Annotated in this window: 23 protein-coding genes; 11 read left to right on the top strand and 12 right to left on the bottom strand. The window is 65.1% G+C overall.

The features are described from left to right. Positions 1 to 14: 14 nt before the first annotated feature. Genes ACREYQ_RS03210 through ACREYQ_RS03190 form a run of 5 tightly spaced genes read right to left on the bottom strand, consistent with a single transcriptional unit; the run spans position 15 to position 6,140 of the window. On the bottom strand, positions 15 to 239 hold the full coding sequence (locus tag ACREYQ_RS03210) for a formate dehydrogenase subunit delta (protein ID WP_432259356.1): 225 nt from the start codon (positions 237 to 239) through the stop codon (positions 15 to 17). Beyond that, positions 236 to 1,102, bottom strand: coding sequence for a formate dehydrogenase accessory sulfurtransferase FdhD (gene fdhD / locus ACREYQ_RS03205; protein WP_432259355.1), 867 nt, complete (start codon positions 1,100 to 1,102; stop codon positions 236 to 238). The genes ACREYQ_RS03210 and fdhD overlap by 4 nt, the downstream gene beginning before the upstream one ends. A gap of 15 nt (positions 1,103 to 1,117) precedes the next feature. Continuing rightward, the gene (gene fdhF / locus ACREYQ_RS03200) at positions 1,118 to 4,009 is read right to left on the bottom strand and encodes a formate dehydrogenase subunit alpha (protein WP_432259354.1); all 2,892 of its coding nucleotides are present in this window, start codon (positions 4,007 to 4,009) and stop codon (positions 1,118 to 1,120) included. 38 nt (positions 4,010 to 4,047) lie between these two features. Continuing rightward, positions 4,048 to 5,613 (bottom strand): formate dehydrogenase beta subunit, encoded by a 1,566-nt coding sequence (locus tag ACREYQ_RS03195; protein ID WP_432259353.1) that lies wholly within the window; start codon positions 5,611 to 5,613, stop codon positions 4,048 to 4,050. Beyond that, positions 5,610 to 6,140, bottom strand: a complete 531-nt coding sequence (locus ACREYQ_RS03190) for a formate dehydrogenase subunit gamma (RefSeq protein ID WP_432259352.1) — start codon at positions 6,138 to 6,140, stop codon at positions 5,610 to 5,612. Before ACREYQ_RS03190 ends, ACREYQ_RS03195 begins: the two co-directional genes overlap by 4 nt. 149 nt (positions 6,141 to 6,289) lie before the next feature. Here ACREYQ_RS03190 and ACREYQ_RS03185 point away from each other — a divergent pair, with 149 nt between their 5' ends. Next, the gene (locus tag ACREYQ_RS03185; protein WP_432259351.1) at positions 6,290 to 7,390 is read left to right on the top strand and encodes a substrate-binding domain-containing protein; all 1,101 of its coding nucleotides are present in this window, start codon (positions 6,290 to 6,292) and stop codon (positions 7,388 to 7,390) included. Here the strand turns inward: ACREYQ_RS03185 and fdxA are convergent. Then, a complete protein-coding gene (gene fdxA / locus ACREYQ_RS03180; protein ID WP_432259350.1) occupies positions 7,387 to 7,716 on the bottom strand; it encodes a ferredoxin FdxA in 330 nt (109 codons plus the stop codon). The genes ACREYQ_RS03185 and fdxA overlap by 4 nt on opposite strands. Before the next feature lie 33 nt (positions 7,717 to 7,749). Next, positions 7,750 to 7,923: a hypothetical protein gene (locus ACREYQ_RS03175; protein ID WP_432259349.1), complete on the bottom strand. Its 174-nt coding sequence runs from the start codon at positions 7,921 to 7,923 to the stop codon at positions 7,750 to 7,752. A 227-nt stretch (positions 7,924 to 8,150) separates the two neighbouring features. On the opposite strand from ACREYQ_RS03175, the gene ACREYQ_RS03170 reads away from it, so the two are divergent. After that, positions 8,151 to 8,801, top strand: a complete 651-nt coding sequence (locus ACREYQ_RS03170; protein ID WP_432259348.1) for a recombinase family protein — start codon at positions 8,151 to 8,153, stop codon at positions 8,799 to 8,801. A gap of 455 nt (positions 8,802 to 9,256) precedes the next feature. Continuing rightward, positions 9,257 to 9,682 (top strand): PRC-barrel domain-containing protein, encoded by a 426-nt coding sequence (locus tag ACREYQ_RS03165; protein WP_432259347.1) that lies wholly within the window; start codon positions 9,257 to 9,259, stop codon positions 9,680 to 9,682. Between the two features lie 357 nt (positions 9,683 to 10,039). Here the strand turns inward: ACREYQ_RS03165 and ACREYQ_RS03160 are convergent, their stop codons facing one another. Beyond that, positions 10,040 to 10,318, bottom strand: a complete 279-nt coding sequence (locus ACREYQ_RS03160; protein ID WP_432259346.1) for a hypothetical protein — start codon at positions 10,316 to 10,318, stop codon at positions 10,040 to 10,042. Between the two features lie 114 nt (positions 10,319 to 10,432). After that, complete coding sequence (locus tag ACREYQ_RS03155; protein WP_432259345.1) at positions 10,433 to 11,728, bottom strand: NRAMP family divalent metal transporter; 1,296 nt, start codon at positions 11,726 to 11,728, stop codon at positions 10,433 to 10,435. Between the two features lie 56 nt (positions 11,729 to 11,784). Here ACREYQ_RS03155 and ACREYQ_RS03150 point away from each other — a divergent pair, with 56 nt between their 5' ends. Then, on the top strand, positions 11,785 to 11,943 hold the full coding sequence (locus ACREYQ_RS03150) for a hypothetical protein (protein ID WP_432259344.1): 159 nt from the start codon (positions 11,785 to 11,787) through the stop codon (positions 11,941 to 11,943). A gap of 144 nt (positions 11,944 to 12,087) precedes the next feature. On the opposite strand, the gene ACREYQ_RS03145 is transcribed toward ACREYQ_RS03150, so the two are convergent. From ACREYQ_RS03145 to xseA, 3 genes are all read right to left on the bottom strand, one after another. Beyond that, entirely contained in the window at positions 12,088 to 12,267 is a 180-nt protein-coding gene (locus tag ACREYQ_RS03145; RefSeq protein WP_432259343.1) for a CsbD family protein, read from the bottom strand. A 621-nt stretch (positions 12,268 to 12,888) separates the two neighbouring features. Then, entirely contained in the window at positions 12,889 to 13,470 is a 582-nt protein-coding gene (sodB, locus tag ACREYQ_RS03140) for a superoxide dismutase [Fe] (RefSeq protein ID WP_432259342.1), read from the bottom strand. Positions 13,471 to 13,658: 188 nt separating this feature from the next. After that, positions 13,659 to 15,044 carry an exodeoxyribonuclease VII large subunit gene (xseA, locus tag ACREYQ_RS03135; RefSeq protein WP_432259341.1) on the bottom strand — a complete coding sequence of 462 codons (1,386 nt, stop codon included), beginning with the start codon at positions 15,042 to 15,044 and terminating at the stop codon, positions 13,659 to 13,661. Between the two features lie 1,082 nt (positions 15,045 to 16,126). On the opposite strand from xseA, the gene ACREYQ_RS03130 reads away from it, so the two are divergent. The 7 genes from ACREYQ_RS03130 (at position 16,127) to ACREYQ_RS03100 (ending at position 21,456) form a co-directional block, all read left to right on the top strand. After that, positions 16,127 to 16,747 (top strand): MotA/TolQ/ExbB proton channel family protein, encoded by a 621-nt coding sequence (locus tag ACREYQ_RS03130; protein WP_432259340.1) that lies wholly within the window; start codon positions 16,127 to 16,129, stop codon positions 16,745 to 16,747. Positions 16,748 to 16,769: 22 nt separating this feature from the next. Continuing rightward, complete coding sequence (locus tag ACREYQ_RS03125; protein WP_432259339.1) at positions 16,770 to 17,201, top strand: ExbD/TolR family protein; 432 nt, start codon at positions 16,770 to 16,772, stop codon at positions 17,199 to 17,201. 155 nt (positions 17,202 to 17,356) lie between these two features. After that, the gene (gene lpxK, locus ACREYQ_RS03120) at positions 17,357 to 18,460 is read left to right on the top strand and encodes a tetraacyldisaccharide 4'-kinase (RefSeq protein WP_432259338.1); all 1,104 of its coding nucleotides are present in this window, start codon (positions 17,357 to 17,359) and stop codon (positions 18,458 to 18,460) included. After that, positions 18,441 to 18,647, top strand: coding sequence for a Trm112 family protein (locus ACREYQ_RS03115; RefSeq protein ID WP_013955684.1), 207 nt, complete (start codon positions 18,441 to 18,443; stop codon positions 18,645 to 18,647). Before lpxK ends, ACREYQ_RS03115 begins: the two co-directional genes overlap by 20 nt. A gap of 7 nt (positions 18,648 to 18,654) precedes the next feature. Next, positions 18,655 to 19,464, top strand: coding sequence for a 3-deoxy-manno-octulosonate cytidylyltransferase (gene kdsB / locus ACREYQ_RS03110; RefSeq protein ID WP_432259337.1), 810 nt, complete (start codon positions 18,655 to 18,657; stop codon positions 19,462 to 19,464). Between the two features lie 370 nt (positions 19,465 to 19,834). Beyond that, positions 19,835 to 20,500, top strand: coding sequence for an adenylate kinase (adk, locus tag ACREYQ_RS03105; protein ID WP_432259336.1), 666 nt, complete (start codon positions 19,835 to 19,837; stop codon positions 20,498 to 20,500). A 197-nt stretch (positions 20,501 to 20,697) separates the two neighbouring features. Next, positions 20,698 to 21,456, top strand: a complete 759-nt coding sequence (locus ACREYQ_RS03100; protein ID WP_432259335.1) for a 3-hydroxyacyl-CoA dehydrogenase — start codon at positions 20,698 to 20,700, stop codon at positions 21,454 to 21,456. Positions 21,457 to 21,510 lie beyond the last annotated feature (54 nt).

Below are 21,510 nucleotides of genomic sequence, written 5' to 3'. Positions count from 1 at the left end.
GGCCGGTCTGCAAGCTACTCCAACAACGCCCGATGCCGCCCCAGTGCCTCGCGCACGATATCCAGCAGGCCGCTCCCCGCCTCGGCATCCACATGCCCCAGCAAAGCCCTGCGCATCCGCGGCTCCCAAAACCGCTTGATATGCCCGGCAATATCCGAAACGGCCTCCTCACGATCCGGCATCGCCTCGAAGAAGCTGCCGATCTGGTTGGCCATGGTGATGAGGTTGTCGATCTTCATGCCAGACTCGCTTCGTGCTGCAGACGTTGGGGGTGGGCGTAGACCACGTGCGCACCGGCGCGCACGAAGCCGGCCAAAGTGATATTGGCCTGTTCGGCGAGGCGCACCGCAAGCGCGGTCGGTGCGGATACCGCGGCCAGCACGCCGGCGCCGATGGCGGCCGTCTTCAGTACCATTTCATAACTCGCGCGGCTGGTTACCAGCACCGCGCCACTGGAGATGTCCTCGCCGCTGCGGGCCAGCGCGCCGGCGAGCTTGTCCAGCGCATTGTGGCGGCCCACATCCTCGCGCACCAGCGATACATGGCCATCGGCACGCAGCCATGCGGCAGCGTGGGTGGCCCCGGTGTGTTGCTGCAATTCCTGTCGCAGCTGCAGCTGCACGAAGGCGGCCTGGATCACGTCGGTGTGAAAGCTGGCATCGCTCTGCACCGGTGCCGGCAGGCGCATCACCTGCTCCAGCGATTCGGTGCCGCACAGCCCGCAGCCGGTGCGCCCGGCCAGCGAGCGGCGCCGGTCCTTGAGCCGCATGAAGGCTTCTGACGCGATATCGAGCTGCACCGCGATGCCCTGCTCGCGCGTTTCGATCTCGATGTCATAGACGTCGCGCGCGCTGGCCACGATGCCTTCGCTCAGGCTGAAGCCGAGTGCGAAGTCCTCCAGGTCTGCCGGCGTGGCCAGCATCACCGCGTGCGAGATGCCGTTGTACTCCAGCGCGACCGGCACTTCCTCGGCGACTTCATCGGGGCTCAGCATCAGTTCGCCGCGACGCCAGCGGCTGACGGCGAAGGTGCTGTGGGTGGCGGGCACGGCGTCTTCCGCCGCGGCCGGCTCGACTTCCGGTGACTGCATGCAGCGCATCATGGCGAGGCCCTCCGCTCAGCCCGCGGCCTGCGCCGGGTCGGCGCTGGCGGCTTCCAGCAGTTGCAGCTGCTGGCTGTTGAACTCCTGGTACTCCCGCTGCCACGCCGACGGCTGCGCCACCGGCAGCACCTGCACCGCGGTGACCTTGTACTCCGGGCAGTTGGTGGCCCAGTCGGAGTTGTCCGTGGTGATCACGTTGGCGCCGGACTCCGGGAAGTGGAAGGTGGTGTAGACCACGCCCGGCTGCATGCGCTCGCTGACGATCGCGCGCAGCACGGTATCCCCTGCCCGGCTCTGCACGCCGACCCAGTCGCCGTCCTTGATGCCGCGCTCCTCGGCATCGTGCGGATGGATCTCAAGCCGGTCTTCGGCATGCCAGTAGACGTTGTCGGTGCGGCGCGTCTGCGCGCCGACGTTGTATTGCGACAGGATGCGGCCGGTGGTCAGGATCAGCGGGAAGGCGCGCGTGATCTTCTCGGTGGTCGGCACGTACTTGGTGATGATGAACTTGCCCTTGCCGCGCACGAAGGCATCGATATGCATGGTCGGCGTGCCTTCCGGCGCTTCGGCGTTGCACGGCCACTGGATGCTGCCCAGTTCCTCCAGGCGCTTGTAGCTGACGCCCGCGAAAGTCGGCGTCAGGCGCGCGATTTCGTCCATGATCTCGGACGGGTGCTTGTAGTCCATCGGGTAGCCCAGCGCATTGGCCAGCAGGATGGTCGCTTCCCAGTCGGCATAGCGCGCCTTGGGCGGCATCACCTTGCGCACGCGCGAGATGCGGCGCTCGGCATTGGTGAAGGTGCCGTCCTTCTCCAGGAACGACGAACCCGGCAGGAACACATGCGCGTACTTGGCGGTCTCGTTCAGGAAGATGTCCTGCACCACGATGCATTCCATCGACGACAGCGCCTCGGACACGTGCTGCGTGTTGGGGTCGGACTGGACGATGTCCTCGCCCTGGCAGTACAGGCCCTTGAAGCTGCCGGCCAGCGCGGCTTCGAACATGTTCGGGATGCGCAGGCCCGGCTCCGGGCTGATCTCGACGTTCCACGCGGCTTCGAACAGGCCGCGCGTGGTCGAGTCCGACACATGGCGATAGCCCGGCAGTTCATGCGGGAACGAGCCGATATCGCAAGAGCCCTGCACGTTGTTCTGCCCGCGCAGCGGGTTCACGCCCACGCCTTCGCGGCCGATATTGCCGGTGGCCATGGCCAGGTTGGCAATGCCCATCACGGTGGTGGAACCCTGCGCATGCTCGGTCACGCCCAGGCCGTAGTAGATCGCCGCATTGCCGCCGGTGGCGTACAGGCGCGCGGCGCCGCGCAGTTGCTGCGCCGGAATGCCGGTGACGCTTTCCATGGCCTCCGGCGAGTTCTCCGGCAGCGAGACAAAATCGCGCCATTGCTGGAAGGCGCGGTCCTCGCAGCGCTCGGCAATGAACGCTTCATTGAGCAGCCCTTCGGTGACGATCACGTGGGCCAGCGAGGTCACCAGCGCGACGTTGGTGCCCGGGCGCAACTGCAGGTGATAGTCGGCGCGGATATGCGGCGAGTCGACCAGGTCGATGCGGCGCGGATCGACCACGATCAGCTTGGCGCCGGCGCGCAGGCGCTTCTTCATGCGCGAGGCAAAGACCGGGTGGCCATCGGTAGGGTTCGCACCGATCACCATGACCACGTCGGCCTTCTCCACCGACTTGAAGGTCTGCGTGCCGGCCGATTCGCCCAGGGTCTGCTTCAGGCCGTAGCCGGTCGGCGAATGGCACACGCGCGCGCAGGTGTCGACGTTGTTATTGCCGAAGGCGGCGCGCACCAGTTTCTGGACCAGGTAGCCTTCTTCGTTGGTGCAGCGTGACGACACGATGCCTCCAATCGAATCCTTGCCGTGCTTGACCTGGATACGCTTGAACTCCGATGCGGCGTAATCGATCGCTTCTTCCCACGACACTTCGCGCCAGGGATCGGTGATCTTCGCGCGGATCATCGGCTTGAGGATGCGGTCCTTGTGCGTGGCGTAGCCCCAGGCAAAGCGGCCCTTGACGCAGGCGTGGCCTTCATTGGCCTTGCCGTCCTTGTACGGCACCATGCGCACCACTTCATTGCCCTTCATCTCGGCCTTGAACGAGCAGCCCACGCCGCAGTAGGCGCAGGTGGTCACGGTGCTGTGCGAGGGCTGGCCCAGCTTGATGACGGAGGTCTCGGTCAGCGTCGCGGTCGGGCAGGCCTGCACGCAGGCGCCGCACGAGACGCAGTCCGATTCCATGAACGACTGGCTGGTGCCCGGCGAGACGCGGGAATCGAAGCCGCGGCCGCTGATGGTCAGCGCAAAGGTGCCCTGCGTTTCCTCGCAGGCGCGCACGCAGCGATTGCAGACAATGCACTTGGAGGGGTCGTAGGTGAAGTAAGGATTGGACTCGTCCTTCTTCATCTGCGTATGCGTCGCGATCGGCGGGGCGCTTGAGCCGGGTTCCGGGCCGCCGTCGTTGTAGCGCACTTCACGCAGGCCGACTACGCCCGCCATGTCCTGCAGCTCGCAGTTGCCGTTGGTCGGGCAGGTCAGGCAATCGAGCGGGTGATCGGAGATATACAGCTCCATCACGCCGCGGCGCAGGTCGGCCAGCTTGTCGCTCTGGGTCTTGACCTTCATGCCGGCTTCGACCGGCGTGGTGCACGATGCCGGATAGCCGCGGCGCCCTTCGATCTCGACCAGGCACAGCCGGCACGAGCCGAAGGCTTCGAGGCTGTCGGTGGCGCACAGCTTGGGGACGGCGATCTGTGCTTCCATCGCGGCGCGCATCACCGAGGTGCCGGCGGGCACGGTGACGCTGACGCCGTCGACCTCCAGGGTGACCAGTTCAGTGGATTCGCTGGCGGGCGTGCCGAAATCGATCTCGTTGCGGGCGTTCATGGCGGATTGTCTCCCGTGTCTCTTGCTGGACCTGGTGCTCAGGCGGCGGCCTTGGCCGGATTGGATGCGAGGCCGAAGTCCTCGGGGAATTCATTCAGCGCGGACAGCACCGGGTACGGCGTCATGCCGCCCATCGCGCACAGCGAGCCGTTGAGCATGGTGTCGCACAGGTCGCGCACCAGCGCGACATGCTTGACGGGCTGCTCGCCGGCGATGATGCGGTCCATGACTTCGACGCCGCGGGTCGAGCCGATGCGGCACGGGGTGCATTTGCCGCACGATTCGATCGCACAGAACTCCATCGCGTAGCGGGCCTGCTTTGCCATGTCGACGGTCTCGTCGAACACCACGATGCCGCCGTGGCCGACCACGCCGCCGAACGCGGCATAGGCCTCATAGTCCAGCGGCACGTCGAAGCGCGACTCCGGCAGGTAGGCGCCCAGCGGCCCGCCCACCTGCACCGCGCGGATGGCGCGGCCGCTGCGCGTGCCGCCGCCGTAGTCGACCAGCAGTTCGCGCAGCGTGACGCCGAACGCCTTCTCCACCAGCCCGCCCCGCCTGATGTTGCCGGCCAGCTGGAACGGCAGCGTGCCGCGCGAACGGCCCATGCCGTAGTCGCGGTAGTACTGCGCGCCGCGCGCCAGGATCACCGGCACGGTGGCGAGCGAAATTACGTTGTTGATCACCGTGGGCTTGCCGAACAGCCCTTTCAGCGCCGGCAGCGGCGGCTTGGCGCGCACCACGCCGCGCCGGCCTTCCAGGCTTTCCAGCAGCGCGGTTTCCTCGCCGCAGACATAGGCGCCGGCGCCCTTGCGCACTTCAAGATGGAAGCGCTTGCCGCTGCCGCGGATGTCGTCGCCGAGCCAGCCGGCGGCGCTGGCGATGCCGATCGCGCTTTCCAGCACGGCGATCGCGTGGGGGTATTCGGAGCGGCAGTAGATATAGCCCTGCTCCGCACCGACCGCGAGGGCGGCGATGGTCATGCCTTCGATCAGCATGTACGGGTCGTCTTCCATCACCATGCGGTCGGAGAACGTGCCCGAGTCGCCTTCGTCGGCATTGCAGACGATGTACTTGACCGCGGATTGCGCGCCCAGCACGGTCTTCCACTTGATGCCGGTCGGGAAGGCCGCGCCGCCGCGGCCGCGCAGGCCGGAGTCGGTGACCTCCTGCACGATCTCGGCGGGCTGCATCGACAGCGCGCGCTCCAGGCCGGCGAAGCCCTCATGCGCGCGGTAGTCATCCAGCGACAGCGGGTCGGTGATGCCGACGCGCGCGAAGGTCAGGCGCTCCTGCTGCTTCAGGAAGGGGATTTCTTCGGTCAGGCCCTGCGACAGCGCGTGCTGGCCGCCTTGCAGCAGGCCGGCGTCGAACAGCGCCGGCACGTCCGCGGCGCTGACCGGGCCGTAGGCCACGCGGCCGCTTCCGGTCTGCACCTCGACCAGCGGCTCCAGCCAGAACATGCCGCGCGAGCCGTTGCGCACGATGCGCACGTGTTCGTTGCGCGCGGCGGCCTCGCGCGCAATGGCGCGGGCCACTTCATCCGCGCCCAGCGCCAGCGCGGTGGAATCGCGCGGCACGAAGATGGTGGTGATCGTGATCATGCCTGTGCCTCCGCCGCTGCCGTGGTCTTTTCCGCAGATGACTCGCGCAGCGAGCGCACCAGCGCGTCGAAGCGCTTCGCGTCGACATAGCCGTGCAGTTGCTCGCCGACCATCACCGCCGGGCCGCAGGCGCACTGGCCCAGGCAGTAAACCGGCTCCAGCGTCACCTGTCCGTCCGCGGTGGTTTCATGGAAGCCGCAGCCAAGTGCGCGTTGCGCGTGCTCGGCCAGCGCTTCACCACCGACCGCCTGGCAGGCTTCGGCGCGGCAGACCTGCACCACATGGCGCCCGGCGGGCTGCTGGCGGAAGTGGTGATAAAAGGTGATCACGCCGTGCACTTCGGCGCGCGACAGGTTCAGCGCACGGGCAATCTCGGGCACGGCGGCGTCGGGGATATAGCCCTGTGTGTCCTGGATCTCATGCAGGATCGGCAGCAGGGCGCCCGGCATATCCTGGCGTGCCGCCACGATGGCGGCGATGCGCGTGGCATCGGCGGATGCCGGTGCGTGGGGGGCAATTTCTGGCATAGCGTCTCCTGTGAGGCGTCACACAGACCGGCAGCGCGGCCTCTTATATGCTATTTTTTTCCTATTTACGGGTATCGACGTCGCCGTTTTTCCCGTTTGAAGGACTATATGAGAGTGACAGCGCCCCATCAATAAGCTATTTTCTACATATGATGCGCATTTCGATCCACCCGCACCTGCAGATCCGGGACGACACCAGCCCCGGAGGGGAAGCGCTGGACGTGTCCCGGCTGGTGGCCCTGCTCGGCCATATCGGGGAATCCGGCAGCATCAGCCAGTCGGCACAGGCGGTATCGCTGTCCTACCGCTACGCCTGGGGCATCCTGCGCGATGCCGAGGCCCTGTTCGGCGGCCCGCTGATCGACAAGACCCGTGGGCGCGGCAGTGCGCTGACGCCGCTGGCGCAGCAGCTGGTGTGGGCCAGCAAGCGCATCGGCGCGCGGCTGTCGCCGACGCTGGACAGCCTGGCGTCCGAACTGGAGATCGAGCTGAAGAAGCTGATGGAGCAGCCCGAAGCCACGGCGCGGCTGCACGCCAGCCACGGCTTCGCGGTGGCGGCGCTGCGCGACTTTCTCGACGAGCAGCAGGTGCGGCACGACCTGAAGTACTGCGGCAGTGTCGAGGCCGTGGCGGCTCTGGCCGAAGGCGCGTGCGATATCGCCGGTTTCCATGTGCCGGTGGGCGAGTTCGAGCACGGCATGTGGCGGCACTTCACCACGTGGCTCAAGCCTGACACCCACTGCCTGGTGCACCTGGCGGTGCGCAGCCAGGGCCTGTTCGTGCGGCCGGGCAACCCCCTCGGCATCCGCACGCTGGAGGACCTGACCCGGCGCGAGGTGCGCTTCGTCAACCGGCAGGTGGGCTCGGGCACGCGGCTGCTGCTGGACCTGATGCTGGCCGCGCGCGGCATCGGCACGGCGCGCATCGAGGGCTACAGCAATGGCGAGTTCACGCACGCCGCAGTGGCCGCGTATATCGGCAGCGGCATGGCGGATGTGGGCTTTGGCGTGGAAACCGCGGCGCGGCGCTTCGGGCTCGAGTTCGTGCCGGTGATCAAGGAGCGCTACTTCTTTGCCATCGAGCGCGCCAAGCTGCGCAGCGCGGCGCTGGCCGGTGCGGTAGACGCGCTCACCAGCGAGGCCTTCCGCCAGCGCGTCAATGCACTGCCCGGCTACGACGGCGCTCTGACCGGCACCGTGCTGACCTTGGAAGAAGCCTTTCCGGACTACGGCACCACGCCGCAGCGCTAGCGCTTGAGCAAGGACAAGCGGTCAGGATGATCGGCCCATTGTTCATGGCCGGGGATCGGCCCTTTGGCTTTCAACAGCGGCAACCAGTCTGCGCGCCGCGACAGTTCGGCGTTGAGCGCGATGAAGTGGCGCTGGTCCTCGGGCAGGTCATGCTCCGAGTAGATGGCGCCAACGGGGCACAGCGGTACGCACATCGAGCAGTCGATGCACTGGTCAGGATCGATGGCGAGAAAGTTGGGCCCTTCGTGGAAGCACGACATCGGGCAGACCTCGACGCAATCGGTATGGCGGCACTGGATGCAGGCATCCGTCACGACGAAGGTCATGTGGCAGTTGCAGTACGGCAAGAGATGACCGCGTCATCGTAACATCCCGTTCGTGCGCGCGGGACGCGCCGCGTTGTGCAACTCCTTCAAATCCGCTGATGGGCTGATCAGTTCGCCTTCCGCTGCCTCCACATCGCGGGCGACGCATTCCGGCAGCACCGTGCAATGGGCCCCGGGCACGTTGCCGCCCGGATTTTCGCCAGTCATTGCAACTCCTGCACGAAGCCTTGTAATTGCGCCCGTGGCGGCGCGCCGGCAGACCACAGCTTGCCAGGACGTCTTTCGCGTACATGGCGCGCGTCTACGATCATTCCCAGTCACGCCGTGCGGCGCGGCACGGAAGTTGCGGGATGGCGCAATAGGACGAAACCGGGACATCCCCCTCCAAAATGCAATCGATATCGTATGGCGCGCCCACGTCGTCAGTTGTCACCATGCCCACCACATTCCTCTACTCCAATTGTGCCGACGGCCACCCGGCCATGATGGACGAACTGCAGGCCGCAAACGAGGCCGGTTTCGGCGTGGACGTGCGCCATGCCTTCTGTGAAGAAGAGCCCGCGTCAGTGCCCGCACTGCAGCGCCCGCGCCTGCGCGCGCTGCAGCATCAGGCGCAGCCGGGCGACGCCGTCGTGTCGCTGCGGCTGTGCAGCCTGGGCTGGAGCGTGCCCGAGGTGTTGGCCACCATCCGGCGTTTCCGCCTGCTGGGTGTGGCGCTGTATTGCGAGCAGTTGTCCCGTCACGACCTGGCCAGCCCGACGCCCCCTGAGGCCTTCGAGGTGCTGCGCGCGATCGCCGCGCTGGAAGGCGCCACCCGCAGCATGCGCGTGCGCGAGAGCCTCGCCGCAGCCAAGGCCATGGGGCGCCAGGTGGGCCGCCCGCCCAAGCACACACCCGAGCAGCGCAACGCCATCCTGATGGCGCTGGCCGCAGGCCATTCGGTGAGCGAGACCGCAAGACGCTTCAACACGTCGCGCCAGACCGTGCTGCGCATCCGCGCTGCCGAGCCGGCCGCCGAGCCTCGCGCGGCATCCGCCGCCGAGCCCTGCGCTGAAGAATCCATGACGGAAGCGGCTACCCAATAAGGCTGACAGCAGCGCAGCGCACCGTGCAAACGGCGCGCCGCACAGCCCCAACGCTGACAACCTGACTATCCGATTGCAGCAAGCTGCCGGCATGCCGCCAGGTTGCAAGTCTGAGATCCCCGAATAACAAGCGGAGGCGCTTGGAGCCTTGATGGGCATTTGGCCGCAATCGGTAATGAGGACGCGAGTGGGAGCCAGTCTCAACGAGGAAAGCTATGAGAAGTGGCAGAACCGGACCTACCTATTTCTTCGGCGACGCACCCTGGCCGGTGCTGGCATGTATTTTTTCTGCAATGGGGCACGGAAAGAATTGCCGTGACAAATGCCCATTGCGTGCCGCCAGCACGGCAAATAGTCGGTCTGCCGCAGCCGGGCAGATGGTCCGACTTGGGTCACGTGCGGGCACACGCATTGCATATGCCAAGCATTCGCTCATTTAACCGAAGGAGCACAACATGCAAACGCACCCCCCAAGCAGCCAGGGCGCCGCCATAGTCGGTTCCGGCGTGGGAGCTGGACCCGGCCCGGAAGTCATGGCTGCATCCACTCTTGACGGCACCAAGGCGTTTTCATCCGATGGCGAGCATGTCGGCAAGATCTCGGAAATCATGCTAGACGTACGGCGTGGCAGCATCGCTTATGCAGTGCTGACGACTGGTGGCTTCCTCGGTATCGGCGACACCCTCCACGCGATTCCGTGGAGCGCACTTGTCATGGATACCGATGAGAAATGCTTCCGCATTGCCACGACTGCCGAGCGCATCAAGGCTGATGCGGGATTCAATAAGGACAGTTGGCCGAGCATGGCAGACCAACAGTGGGGCCAGACAGTGCATGCGTACTACGGTCAGAGTCCCTACTGGACCAGGCCACCGCTGTGATGCGGCATTCGGCCCGCAGTCGACAGGCCGACGACAGAGCGTTAGAAGGCTGTTGAAAGCGTCCAACGCCGAGAAGTTTCCAACCGTCAGGACAATCCGGCGACTGCTCCGCTGCCCTGCCAACTGATGGAGTCCAGACTCCATAGCCTCGGTTGTTCCAGCCAGGCCGATCTCCTGCCGAAGGAAGAGCCTGGCCCTGTAAATGGTGGGATTCGCAACTGCCGCTTTGGCCAGTTCAGCGTTGGCGAGCCCGCCGAGACCTTGCGACCCGGAAAAGGCCACTCCTTGAATCAGTTCGGGGTCCAGGTACACAGTGGCGCCGTGCCACAGACGCATTCCCATGCTCACCGTGGCCGTTCAGGAATAGCCGTGTTCCGTTGTTGGCAACAGGCTCTTGGCACCGGAATATGCCGCGGAAAATGCTGGTTTGTACTGCCAGACATAGGTGGTCTGGCCGTGCACTGAAAACCTCTCCTCGGATTTCGAGATTTCACTGTCGCTGGCCGGCGCTATAGCCTCCAGGCTCGACGTGGCGTCAATATTATCTTCCGCCGCTGCATAGTGGGGCGTTGAGAGGGCCGCGAGTAAAAGCACCGCGATGGCAAAGATTCGACGGCGACGCAGGTATTTGTGCATGAGGCAATGGCCTTCCGTTCGCGGTGCGTCTACGCTAGCAAATGACCTTGGGTAAAGCCATCACGACCTCCCGAACCATGCTTGGGCGTCTGGGTCGGCAGCCTGTGGTCTGATTCAACGAATCAATTGCAACATGAACATTGCCAGTACTGCAGCGCCCATTGCTCCGGTCGCAAGCCAGCCTACGACTCGCAGACTGCCCGAAATGGTGAGTTTTCCCATCACGTCCACGCGCCCGGCCATCTTCATCAGGAGTACCATGATCGGAACCGACGTCACACCATTGATGACCGCGCTCCAGAAAAGCGCCTTGATCGGGTCGATCGATGTCAGGCCCAGTGCAAGGCCCACCATGGTGGCAAGCACGATGGTTCCGTAGAATCGCTTGGCAAGGCGAGGTTCCAATTCAAGACTGTTTTTCCACCTGAATGCGCCGGCCATCGCATAAGCCGCAGAGCCGGCGAGAACGGGCAATGCGAGCAGTCCTGTCCCGATAATGCCCAGGCTGAACAGCAGAAATGCGAATTCCCCTGCAATCGGTTTAAGCGCTGCCGCCGCCTCGGACGACGTCTGGATATCGGTGATGTTGTGTTCATGGAGCGTCACAGCGGTGGTAAGAATAATGAAGAACGCGATGAGGTTCGAGAACGCCATGCCGATCCGCGTATCAGAACCAATGCGCCTGAGATTCGCCAGCGCCTGCCAGGGCGCCTTTTTCAATGCGTGCTGGCCGGGCGCAGCCTGGAGCTCCTCCACCTCTTGTGAGGCTTGCCAGAAAAACAGGTAGGGGCTGATGGTCGTACCGAACACTGCGACGATGGTGGTGAGATAGACACTGCTCCAGGACGGATGCGGTAACACCGTCCGGATCGCGACGGTTGCCCACGGAATCCTGATGGCAAAAACGACGCCTACATAGGCAAACAACGCAAGTGTTAGCCACTTGAGTACCCGCACGTAGCTCTTGTAGGGAACGAACACCTGCAGCGCGAGTGAAAACAAGGCAAGTCCAACGGTATAGAGGCGCGCCGGACCACCCACGACCAGGTTGATGGCCGCACCCATCGCCGTCAGATCGGCGGCAATATTAATGGTATTGGCCGCGAGCAGGAGGACGACTGCGCCGTAGAGGAGCCATAACGGATAGTGGCGACGGATATTCGTCGCAAGTCCGTGCCCGCTAACTCGACCAATTCTGGCGCTGATGATCTGGATGGCGACCATCAATGGATAGGTAAACAAGACTGTCCAGAGAATGTTATAGCCGAAAGCTGCACCTGCCTGCGAGTACGTGGCGATGCCACTCGGATCGTCATCGGCGGCGCCCGTTACGATGCCGGGCCCCAGTTTCTCAAGCCAGGGACTGCGCTGGGCGCCTGAGGCGGGCGCAGGAGTAAAGTCGGTTTCCATTCGAACTCCGCTACTCGAGGCTGGGCGCCATTTGCCGAAACACAGTCGCGACCGCCATGGATGCGGTACTGCCCGCTGGCGCCACGCAGCAGGCGCCAGGCTTACCCGCACTGTTCGTCGCGCATGCGCTTCCGCAAGCCCGCTTGCGCTACCTCGCGAACAAGCGTGCCAACTTTGGTGCGATCTTCCGAGCAACGATCATCGCCAGCCTCTAAGACAAAGCCGCCCCGAAAGGCGGCCGAAGAGTATTGCCCTTCCCTTGAGCGAGAACAGCCTTCCGCAGCGTCGGATTGCGCACGTCCGCCTATTGGCTGAAATCAGCCCAGGTGCAATGTATGGCAATCTTTAACGAAGATACTTCACGGGTTGTTCTTTTTTACCTGCTCCTTCGCGTCCCCAGCTTGTTTCCTGGCTTCGCCTGCGCCCTGCTGCAACTTGCCTTTTACTGCCTGCGCCCGGTCGCCCCTAACCTTTCCCACGGCCTCGTTGATCTTGCCCCTGACCTTCTCTCCGACACCCTTGATCTGACTCTTGTTCATGGTTTGCCTCCGAGGCTGCAGGCCGACCGATTCGGCCCGAATTGTCTCAGCAAATTCCGTGCCTTGGACTCCCAAAGCCGAACCGCCGACGTCGAGTACGACGCTACCGGCCAACAGACTGGCATCAGGCTTTGACTAACGGAATGACCCGATTTTTGGTCGGTCCGGCGGCCCGCCAGGCTATCCCCCGTCTGCTACCCCTCTTCTGTCGGTCGACCGATGGCAGATCAGTGTCCGCATCGGCCAAGAGGCGTTCGTAGGTCAGGTACCTATCGAATTGTCGACGACGGTGAATTCATTGTTGGTCGTCAGGCTGCCAGACCTATCAAAACTTGACCTCTCAGATCGGCCGGCATCGAACAATCGTCGATCTATTGAGGCGGTGGGTATCCCCCGAACAAAACAAAACCCCGAACATCTAACGATGCCGGGGCATAAGAGCCAGTGAAGTCGAGTCATCTCTTTGATGCCGACCCTACCTGATTGGGCGCTGAACGCTATGGAGCCACGGAGCTCAAGCAAAGCGCGTCACTGGTATCAAGCCATATTGATCGTGGGTACATCAGTTGATTCAAAGTTTATGCCTTGTTTCAACCTTTATTCCCACGAAACAACCGCGGATCAGCCAGCGAAGTTCTTGCCGGCGAAGTCCCAGTTCACGACATTCCAGAATGCCTCGACGTACTTGGGACGGGCATTGCGGTAGTCGATGTAGTAAGCGTGTTCCCACACGTCGCAGGTCAGCAGCGGCTTGGCATCGGTGGTCAGCGGCGTGGCGGCGTTGGAGGTGGACACCAGGTCCAGCGAGCCGTCGGCCTTCTTGACCAGCCAGGCCCAGCCCGAACCGAAGGTGCCGACTGCGGTCTTGGTGAACTCTTCCTTGAACTTGTCGAACGAGCCCCACTTGGCATTGATGGCATCAGCCAGCGCGCCGGCCGGCTGGCCGCCGCCGTTGGGCTTCATCGATTCCCAGTAGAAGGTGTGGTTCCACACCTGGGCGGCGTTGTTGAAGATGCCGCCCGACGACTTCTTGACGATCTCTTCCAGGGTCGCGTCCTCGAACTCGGTGCCCTTGATGAGGTTGTTCAGGTTGGTGACGTAGGTCTGGTGGTGCTTGTCATGATGGAACTCCAGGGTCTCCTTGGAGATGTGCGGAGCCAGGGCATCATGCGCGTACGGGAGCGGGGGGAGCTTGTGTTCCATTGTTCTGTCTCTGTGGGTTGGGGTTGTGGGTCCGGAATTGCCGATTGTAGGGGACTTGCAAGACCCGCGCAAACCACGGGACAAAGCCCCCTGCTCCGATGTTAGTTTGTCCGCGCGCGGGTTTCCGGAAGATTTCCGGCGGGCCTGTCCGACGCGAATGGGAGGCGTTCCCGGCGCCGCGCGAACCCTCAGAATTCCGGCAGCTTGGCCTGCACGCCGGCAATCGCCAGGTCGGCCACACCCTCGGCCAGATGCGCTTCAAGCACGCTGCCAGCGCGGATCTCGGCGGGCGAACGCAGCGCGCGTCCGCGCTGGTCGAGCAGCACTGCATAGCCGCGTTCCAGCGTGCGCTGTGGCGCCAGCAGTTCCAGCGCGCCGGCGCTGCGCGCCAGGCGCTGGCCGGCGCGCTCGTGCTGGCGCGCAGCGGCGGCCTGCAGCCGTTGCCACAGGCGTGTCACGTGGGCATGGGCCGCGCCGGCATCGGGGCGGCACGCGCTCCAGCGCATTGCCAGCAATTGTTGCCGGTGGCGCTGCGACACTACGGTGTCACGCAATGCCGACCGCAAGTGTCGCGCCAGATTGTCGACGCGCACGCGCCGCTCCTGCAATTGCGCCTGCGGGCTGCGCACGCGCCGCGCCAGCCAGTCCAGGTGCTGCGCGCGCAGGTCCATCCCGCGCCGCATGCTTTGCGTGAGCGCGTCGCGCGCGCGCATGGCCTGTGCCAGCAGGTGCGCGCGATCGGGGCTGACCAGTTCGGCCGCGCCCGTCGGCGTGGGCGCGCGCACGTCGGCGACAAAGTCAGCGATGGTGAAGTCGGTTTCGTGGCCCACGCCGGAGATGACCGGCAGCACGCAGCGTGCAATCGCCTGCGCCACCACCTCTTCATTGAACGACCACAGGTCTTCGATGCTGCCCCCGCCCCGGCACAGGATCAGCACATCGCATTCGCGCCGCGCGCCGGCCGCATCGATCATGTCGGCAATCTTCTGCGCCGCGCCCGCGCCCTGCACCGGTACCGGATAGACCACCACCGGCACATGCGGCGCGCGCCGGCGCAAGGTGGTCAGCACATCGCGCAACGCCGCTGCCTGCAGCGACGTGACCACGCCGATGGTGCGCGGATGCGCCGGCACCGGGCGCTTGCGCTCCGGCGCGAACAGTCCAGCCTGCGCCAGCTTTTCCTTCAGCCGCAGGAAAGCCTCATACAGGTTGCCCAGCCCCGCGCGGCGCATCGCCTCCACGCCCAGCTGCAGTTCGCCGCGCGCCTCATACATAGTGACGACAGCGCGCACTTCCACTGCCTCGCCCTCGCGCGGCTGGAAGTCGACATGCTGATTGCGACCCCGGAACATCACGCAGCGGATCTGCGCGCGCGCGTCCTTCAGCGAGAAATACCAGTGCCCGCTCGCCGCACGCGTGAAGTTTGAGATCTCGCCACGTACCCAGGCGAGCGGAAAGCTGCGTTCGAGCAGCCTGGCAATACTGTGGTTCAGCTCACCGACAGGGATGACATCGCGGCCGCTGCGCGGCGCGGTGGAGGAAGGGTCATGCGCAAGGTTTGGCAAATCAGACATGGCGCACCGGCGGGAAGCGGCGTGAATGGGACATGTCCACAGCATAACCGCTATGTCAAGGGGGCAGCGCTGATGCCGGCACCCTGCCCCGAAAGCCGCATGAACCCATGCAACCCTTTGATTCTTATGCGATTTAAAACCAAAACAGAAATTAGGCAATATAACCAATTCTCTTTTGCATCAACCACTTACATGGCGCCCTACAGGCTTGTTCACAAAGTTATCCACAGCCTCTCCGGGTAAAAGGCGCCGCAAGATCCACTTTTCTGGCGCGAGTGGCCTCTGCCGCGCATGCACTCTCATGGAAAGCGCCGCGCCCTGCGCATGGCACGCGCCAGTTCAGCCCGATGGCGGAATCGGAACGATTGTGCTGCAATTGCACAATTTCCGGGCAGGGTTGTGTGAAATCATAGAAATCAATAACTTGGATATCTTCTCCCGGCTTTGTCCACAGGCCGTCCACAATCCTCTCCCTGCAGATTGTGGAAAAACCCGGCTTCTGCCGCACCAGCGCTAAGGCAGCGCGCCGGGCGGGCTGATACATCCGTTTGCCTGTTTTTTAAGCAGACTCATTCCCCGTCTTTGAAATCAACGACTTAGGTAATCTCTCAGGCAGCTTTCCACAAGCCCTCCACAGCACTGTCCCGCTGCTGTGTGGAAAGCCGCACCAAAACGCGCGCCAGCAAACGGACATGCCCTGCCAGTCTGTGGAATGCCACGGTTTTCAACGTGCACGATGCGCCGCAGGGCCGCCGAGAGGTCTTTGCACAAGATTTAAGCAGCAATCTCTTTGTCCTTACGGATCAGTGTGTTAGCAGGCTTGTCAGTCAGCTTTCCACAATCGATCCACAACACTGTCCCTGCGCGCTGTGGAAAGCCCCAGTCGCAGGCGGCGGACGCGATGCGCGCCCGAGACAGCCACGCATGCCGTCCCTTGCCGCGCGACAGGCCGCAGGTTAGAGTGGCGCCTGATTTTTCAGAGCAATGCCGGAGCGCGGCAAGGCATCACTCAGACGCGCCTCAAGGCATGCCGACAGGTGGTTTGGGGTTTTGTTATCCGGTTGTCGATCGCGGGGGTCCAATTGTTTTCCATCATTCAAGCGGCCGGCTGGCCGATCTGGCCGCTGTTGCTCGCCTCGATCATCGCGCTGGCGCTGATCGTCGAACGTTTTCTTACGCTCAAGCGCAGCAAGGTCCTGCCTTCCAAACTCTACGAAGAAGCGCTGGCGGCCGCCCAGCAGCGCCGCGCCACGCCGGAAGTGGTCAACACGCTGGAACAGAATTCGCCGCTGGGCCGGGTGCTGGCAGCCGGCCTGCGCCACGTGGTGCTGCAGCCGCATACCTCGCGCGACGCCGCCAAGGACGTGGTCGAAGAAGCCGGCCGCGTGGTCGCGCATGAACTGGAGCGCTACCTGAATGCGCTCGGCACGATTGCGTCGGTGGCGCCGCTGATGGGGCTGCTGGGCACGGTCATCGGCATGATCGAGATCTTCGGCAGCCAGGGCGGCACCGGCGCCAGCCCGGAGCAGCTTGCGCACGGCATCTCGGTGGCGCTGTACAACACCGCCTTCGGCCTGATCGTGGCGATCCCGGCGCTGGTCTTCTGGCGCTACTTCCGCCGCCGCGTGGACGACTACGTGGCCGAGCTGGAATTCCGCGCCACGTCGTTCCTCGACGCGATCCTGCCGCAGCGCCGCGCCTGATCGCCGCACGGGACCGAACACCATGCACTTCCGTTCCCGCCAGCGGCGCGAAGAGCCGGAGATCAACCTGATCCCGCTGATCGACGTGCTGCTCGTGATCCTGATCTTCCTGATGATCACGACCACGTACTCGCGCTTTACCGAGCTGCAGATCCAGCTGCCCACCGCCGACGCCGAGCGCGCCCGGCAGCGGCCGCAGGAGATCGTGGTGTCGGTGTCCTCGCGCGGGGTCTATTCCGTGAACAAGCAGGTGATGGAGCAGAAGGACGTCACCAGCCTGGCCGACCAGCTGCGGGCCGCCTCGGGCAGCAACGCCAGCAGCCAGCTGCCGGTCGTGATCGTCAACGCCGACGCGCAGGCCAGCCATCAGGCCGTGATCAACGTGATGGAAGCCGCGCGGCTGGCCGGGCTGTCGCGCCTGACCTTCGCCACGCAGAGCGCGCAGCCGCGCTGATCCCCTGCCACGCCCGCGCATGCGGCCCGCGGGCTTGCCGCATGCGCTGTGCAATGCCCATAATGGTTGGGCCGCCCGAGGGGCGAAGCCGCGAGCGCACTACAATCGCATCCCGACCACCGCCTGCCACCTCGGACCCACCGCCCGCCGCGCCCATGCCCGTTCCCCGACATGCCCTTGCCGACTTCGTGACCGCCCAGTGGCAACGCCGCGGCTGGTTCGCGTGGGTGATGCTGCCGTTCTCGCTGCTGTTCGGACTGATCGCGCGGGTACGCCGCCATGGCTACCAGCGCGGCTGGTTCAAGTCGACGCGGCTGCCGATGCCGGTGGTGGTGGTCGGCAACGTGACCGTGGGCGGCACCGGCAAGACCCCGGCGGTGATCGCGCTGGCGCAGGCGCTGACCGAAGCCGGGCTGCGGCCCGGCGTGGTATCGCGCGGCTACGGCGTGCAGCTGAAGCATCCGCGCCGGGTGAAGCCGACCTCGAAAGCGTCCGACGTCGGTGACGAGCCGCTGCTGATCGCGCGCGCCACCGACGTGCCGGTCTGGGTCTTCCCCGACCGCGCGCTGTGCGCGCAGGCCATGCTGGTATCGCACCCCGGCGTCAACGTGCTGCTGCTCGACGACGGCCTGCAGCACTACAAGCTGCAGCGCGACTTCGAGATCGTGATGTTCGACTCGCGCATGGGCGGCAACGGCCTGCTGCTGCCGGCCGGCCCGCTGCGCGAGCCGCTCTCGCGCCCGCGCGACGCCACCCTGATCAACGACCCCGACTTCCGCGCCACGCCCGACCGTCCCGGCGTGTACGGCATGCGGCTGGAGCTGGATGACGCCTGGCAGCTCGCCGATCCCACCATGGCCCGGCCGGTCGGCGCCTTTGCCGGCCGGCGCGTGCTGGCCGCCGCCGGCATCGGCAACCCCGAGCGCTTCTTCGCCAGCCTGCGCGGCGCGGGCCTGACGCCTAAGACGCTGCCGCTGCCGGACCACTATGACTTTGTCGCCGACCCGTTCGCCGATCATCCCGACGCGCTCGATGCCGACGTGATCCTGATTACCGAGAAGGATGCCGTAAAATGCGAGCGCTTCGACGATCCGCGCATCTGGGTCGTGCCCACCAGGCCCGTGATCGACGCCGGCCTGATCGATAAAATCCGCCGCGCCGTGCAGGCGCAAATCAAACCCGCGCCGACCGCGCCGGCCGCCACCGCCGGCGCCGGCGGGCGCAACAAGGAACACCGAGATGGACAACCGGCTGCTTGAAATCCTGGTCTGCCCGCTGTGCAAGGGCAAGCTGGAATACGACCGCGCCGCGCAGGAGCTGATCTGCCACGCCGACAAGCTGGCGTACCCGATCCGCGACGGCATCCCCGTGATGCTGGCCGACGAGGCCCGCCAGTCGGTGCCGGGCCGCGTGGTCAATCCGGACGCCCCCGCCGCCGGCAATTGAGCGCGCCATGACTGTCCCGGCGTTCACCGTCGTCATTCCCGCGCGGCTCGCTTCGACGCGCCTGCCTGACAAGCCCCTGGCCGATATCGGCGGACGCCCGATGATCGTGCGCGTGGCCGAACGCGCGCATGCGTCGTCGGCGCAGCGCACCGTGGTCGCCACCGATGCGCCTGCCGTGGCGCAGGCCTGCACCGCGCATGGCATCGAAGCCGTGCTGACCCGCGCCGACCACCCTTCCGGCACCGATCGTCTGTCCGAAGTGGCGGCCCGGCTGGACCTGGCCGACGACGCCATCGTGGTCAACGTGCAGGGCGACGAACCGCTGATCGAGCCGTCGCTGATCGACGAGGTGGCGCTGCACCTGGCGCACCATGCCGACTGCGCCATCGCCACCGCGGCGCACCCGCTGCAGGACATCGCCGACGTCTTCAATCCCAACGTGGTCAAGGTGGTGTGCGACGCCGCCGGCCGCGCGCTGTATTTCTCGCGCGCGCCGATCCCCTGGGCGCGCGATGCCTGGTCGGGCGTGCCGGCCGTGCCCGCGGCGCTGGCCCAGGTGCCGCTGCCCGGCATGCCGGTGCTGCGCCATATCGGCCTGTACGCCTATCGCGCCGGTTTCCTGCGGCGTTTCCCGACCCTGGCGGCGGCGCCGCTGGAGCAGACCGAGGCGCTCGAGCAACTGCGCGCCATGTGGCATGGCGAGCGCATTGCAGTGCTGCAGACCAGCGCCGCGCCGGCCCCCGGCGTCGACACCCCGGCCGACCTGGAACGGGTGCGCGCGCTGTGGGCGCAGTCGATGGCCCAGGAAGGCCCCTGAAAAAATCCCCGCGCGGGCGCCTGCCCGCTCAGGTTCATACTGCTGCAACCTGAACCGGGGGGCGGATTTCAGGCCGATTTCGCGCCGCCTCATGGCATAATGCATGCCGATACAGAGCCGCCCGGCTGGCGCGAGCAATCGTGCCGCCGGCCAAGGCTCGGTGGGGAGATAAAGATAGAGCCCGTCCGGTCGCCGCGCCGCCATCCCCCTGGCAGCCGCCACCGGCCGTACGCGTGGGCACGCGTGAGCAGCGCCCGCGCTGAACGCAGTCAGAACGCGACAGGACCGCAGTAAGTCCTGCGTCAAGTTACGGCGTTACCCTCCTTCTGATCTCCCGCCATACCAGATTGAAAACTCTGAGGACCCGTAAATGCGTTTGATCCTGTTGGGCGCGCCTGGCGCCGGCAAAGGCACGCAAGCCAAGTTCATCTGCGAGCAGTTCGGCATTCCGCAAATCTCCACGGGCGACATGCTGCGCGCCGCGGTGAAGGCTGGCACCCCGCTGGGAGTGGAAGCCAAGAAAGTCATGGACGCGGGCGGACTGGTGTCGGACGACATCATCATCGGCCTGGTAAAAGACCGCCTGAAGCAAGACGACTGCAAGAACGGCTACCTGTTCGACGGCTTCCCGCGCACCATTCCGCAGGCCGAGGCGATGAAGGAAGCGGGCGTGGCAATCGACTACGTGCTGGAAATCGACGTGCCGTTCGACGCCATCATCGAACGCATGAGCGGCCGCCGCGTGCACGTGGCCTCGGGCCGCACCTACCACGTCCAGTACAACCCGCCCAAGGCCGAGGGCGTGGACGACGTGACCGGCGAGGCGCTGATCCAGCGCGACGATGACAAGGAAGAGACCGTCAAGAAGCGTCTCGATGTCTACTCGCAGCAGACCCGTCCGCTGGTGGATTACTACTCCGACTGGGCTGCCAAGGGCGATGCTTCGGCCAAGGTGGCGCCGCCCAAGTATCGGAAGATCCTGGGGGTGGGGAATGTGGATGAGATTACTGCGCGGGTGTTTGAGGCGTTGAAGTAATTTTTTCCTGTTCTGCTACGCAATCTGAAAGCGGCCTTTGGGTCGCTTTTGTTATTTGGGGGACGTGTTTGGCGGACGTGGGGTGTTTTGCTGGCGGCAGGAAGCCCCCCCTTGCACATCCCCCACCACCCCGTAAAATACCGCCAACCAATTGACGTTTACGTAAACGGCAACAAACCCCAAAGGAGACACCCCAAATGCAAATCCAGGGCAACGTATTCATCGTCACCGGCGGCGCCTCCGGGCTGGGCGCGGGCACCGCCCGCATGCTGGCCGAAGCCGGCGCCAAGGTCGTGATCGCCGACCTGAACGAGTCCACCGGCCAGGCATTGGCGACTGAACTGGGCGGCCAGTTCGTCCGCTGCGATGTCACCTCCGAAGCCGACGGCCAGGCCGTGGTAGCGGCGGCCCAGGCCCTGGGCCGCCTCTCCGGCATCGTCAACTGCGCCGGCATCGCCTCCGCCAACAAGACCGTCGGCAAGAACGGCCCGCACCCGCTGGACGCCTTCGACAAGACCATCCGCATCAACCTGGTCGGCACCTTCAACATGATCCGCCTGGCCGCCGCGGCCATGGTGCAGAACACCCCCGACAGCGAAGGCGAGCGCGGCGTGATCATCAATACCGCGTCGGTGGCGGCCTTTGACGGCCAGATCGGCCAGGCGGCCTACGCCGCATCCAAGGGCGGCGTGGTGGCGATGACGCTGGCGATCGCGCGCGACCTGTCGCGCGACGGCGTGCGCTGCATGACCATCGCCCCGGGCATCTTCGAGACGCCGATGCTGCTGGGCATGCCGCAGGAAGTGCAGGACGCGCTCGGCAAAATGGTGCCGTTCCCGCCGCGGCTGGGGCGCCCCGCGGAGTACGCCAAGCTGGCGCGTGCGATCATCGAGAACACCATGCTCAACGGCGAGGTGATCCGCCTGGACGGCGCGATCCGGATGCAGCCGAAGTAATTGACTGGCACTGCCCGCTCAGCCGGGCAGCAGCACAAGGTGGCTCTGAGTGAT

It is taken from the genome of Cupriavidus sp. TMH.W2 (genome assembly GCF_050847365.1).
GTDB lineage: Bacteria > Pseudomonadota > Gammaproteobacteria > Burkholderiales > Burkholderiaceae > Cupriavidus.
This window is presented reverse-complemented; position numbering and strand designations above follow the sequence as displayed.

Bases quoted from the DNA above. Each gene is read 5' to 3' on its own strand.
- ACREYQ_RS03210 (WP_432259356.1), bottom strand. From the start codon at position 239: ATGAAGATCGACAACCTCATCACCATGGCCAACCAGATCGGCAGCTTC.
- fdhD (WP_432259355.1), bottom strand. From the start codon at position 1,102: ATGATGCGCTGCATGCAGTCACCGGAAGTCGAGCCGGCCGCGGCGGAA.
- fdhF (WP_432259354.1), bottom strand. From the start codon at position 4,009: ATGAACGCCCGCAACGAGATCGATTTCGGCACGCCCGCCAGCGAATCC.
- ACREYQ_RS03195 (WP_432259353.1), bottom strand. From the start codon at position 5,613: ATGATCACGATCACCACCATCTTCGTGCCGCGCGATTCCACCGCGCTG.
- ACREYQ_RS03190 (WP_432259352.1), bottom strand. From the start codon at position 6,140: ATGCCAGAAATTGCCCCCCACGCACCGGCATCCGCCGATGCCACGCGC.
- ACREYQ_RS03185 (WP_432259351.1), top strand. From the start codon at position 6,290: ATGATGCGCATTTCGATCCACCCGCACCTGCAGATCCGGGACGACACC.
- fdxA (WP_432259350.1), bottom strand. From the start codon at position 7,716: ATGACCTTCGTCGTGACGGATGCCTGCATCCAGTGCCGCCATACCGAT.
- ACREYQ_RS03175 (WP_432259349.1), bottom strand. From the start codon at position 7,923: ATGACTGGCGAAAATCCGGGCGGCAACGTGCCCGGGGCCCATTGCACG.
- ACREYQ_RS03170 (WP_432259348.1), top strand. From the start codon at position 8,151: ATGCCCACCACATTCCTCTACTCCAATTGTGCCGACGGCCACCCGGCC.
- ACREYQ_RS03165 (WP_432259347.1), top strand. From the start codon at position 9,257: ATGCAAACGCACCCCCCAAGCAGCCAGGGCGCCGCCATAGTCGGTTCC.
- ACREYQ_RS03160 (WP_432259346.1), bottom strand. From the start codon at position 10,318: ATGCACAAATACCTGCGTCGCCGTCGAATCTTTGCCATCGCGGTGCTT.
- ACREYQ_RS03155 (WP_432259345.1), bottom strand. From the start codon at position 11,728: ATGGAAACCGACTTTACTCCTGCGCCCGCCTCAGGCGCCCAGCGCAGT.
- ACREYQ_RS03150 (WP_432259344.1), top strand. From the start codon at position 11,785: ATGGATGCGGTACTGCCCGCTGGCGCCACGCAGCAGGCGCCAGGCTTA.
- ACREYQ_RS03145 (WP_432259343.1), bottom strand. From the start codon at position 12,267: ATGAACAAGAGTCAGATCAAGGGTGTCGGAGAGAAGGTCAGGGGCAAG.
- sodB (WP_432259342.1), bottom strand. From the start codon at position 13,470: ATGGAACACAAGCTCCCCCCGCTCCCGTACGCGCATGATGCCCTGGCT.
- xseA (WP_432259341.1), bottom strand. From the start codon at position 15,044: ATGTCTGATTTGCCAAACCTTGCGCATGACCCTTCCTCCACCGCGCCG.
- ACREYQ_RS03125 (WP_432259339.1), top strand. From the start codon at position 16,770: ATGCACTTCCGTTCCCGCCAGCGGCGCGAAGAGCCGGAGATCAACCTG.
- lpxK (WP_432259338.1), top strand. From the start codon at position 17,357: ATGCCCGTTCCCCGACATGCCCTTGCCGACTTCGTGACCGCCCAGTGG.
- ACREYQ_RS03115 (WP_013955684.1), top strand. From the start codon at position 18,441: ATGGACAACCGGCTGCTTGAAATCCTGGTCTGCCCGCTGTGCAAGGGC.
- kdsB (WP_432259337.1), top strand. From the start codon at position 18,655: ATGACTGTCCCGGCGTTCACCGTCGTCATTCCCGCGCGGCTCGCTTCG.
- adk (WP_432259336.1), top strand. From the start codon at position 19,835: ATGCGTTTGATCCTGTTGGGCGCGCCTGGCGCCGGCAAAGGCACGCAA.
- ACREYQ_RS03100 (WP_432259335.1), top strand. From the start codon at position 20,698: ATGCAAATCCAGGGCAACGTATTCATCGTCACCGGCGGCGCCTCCGGG.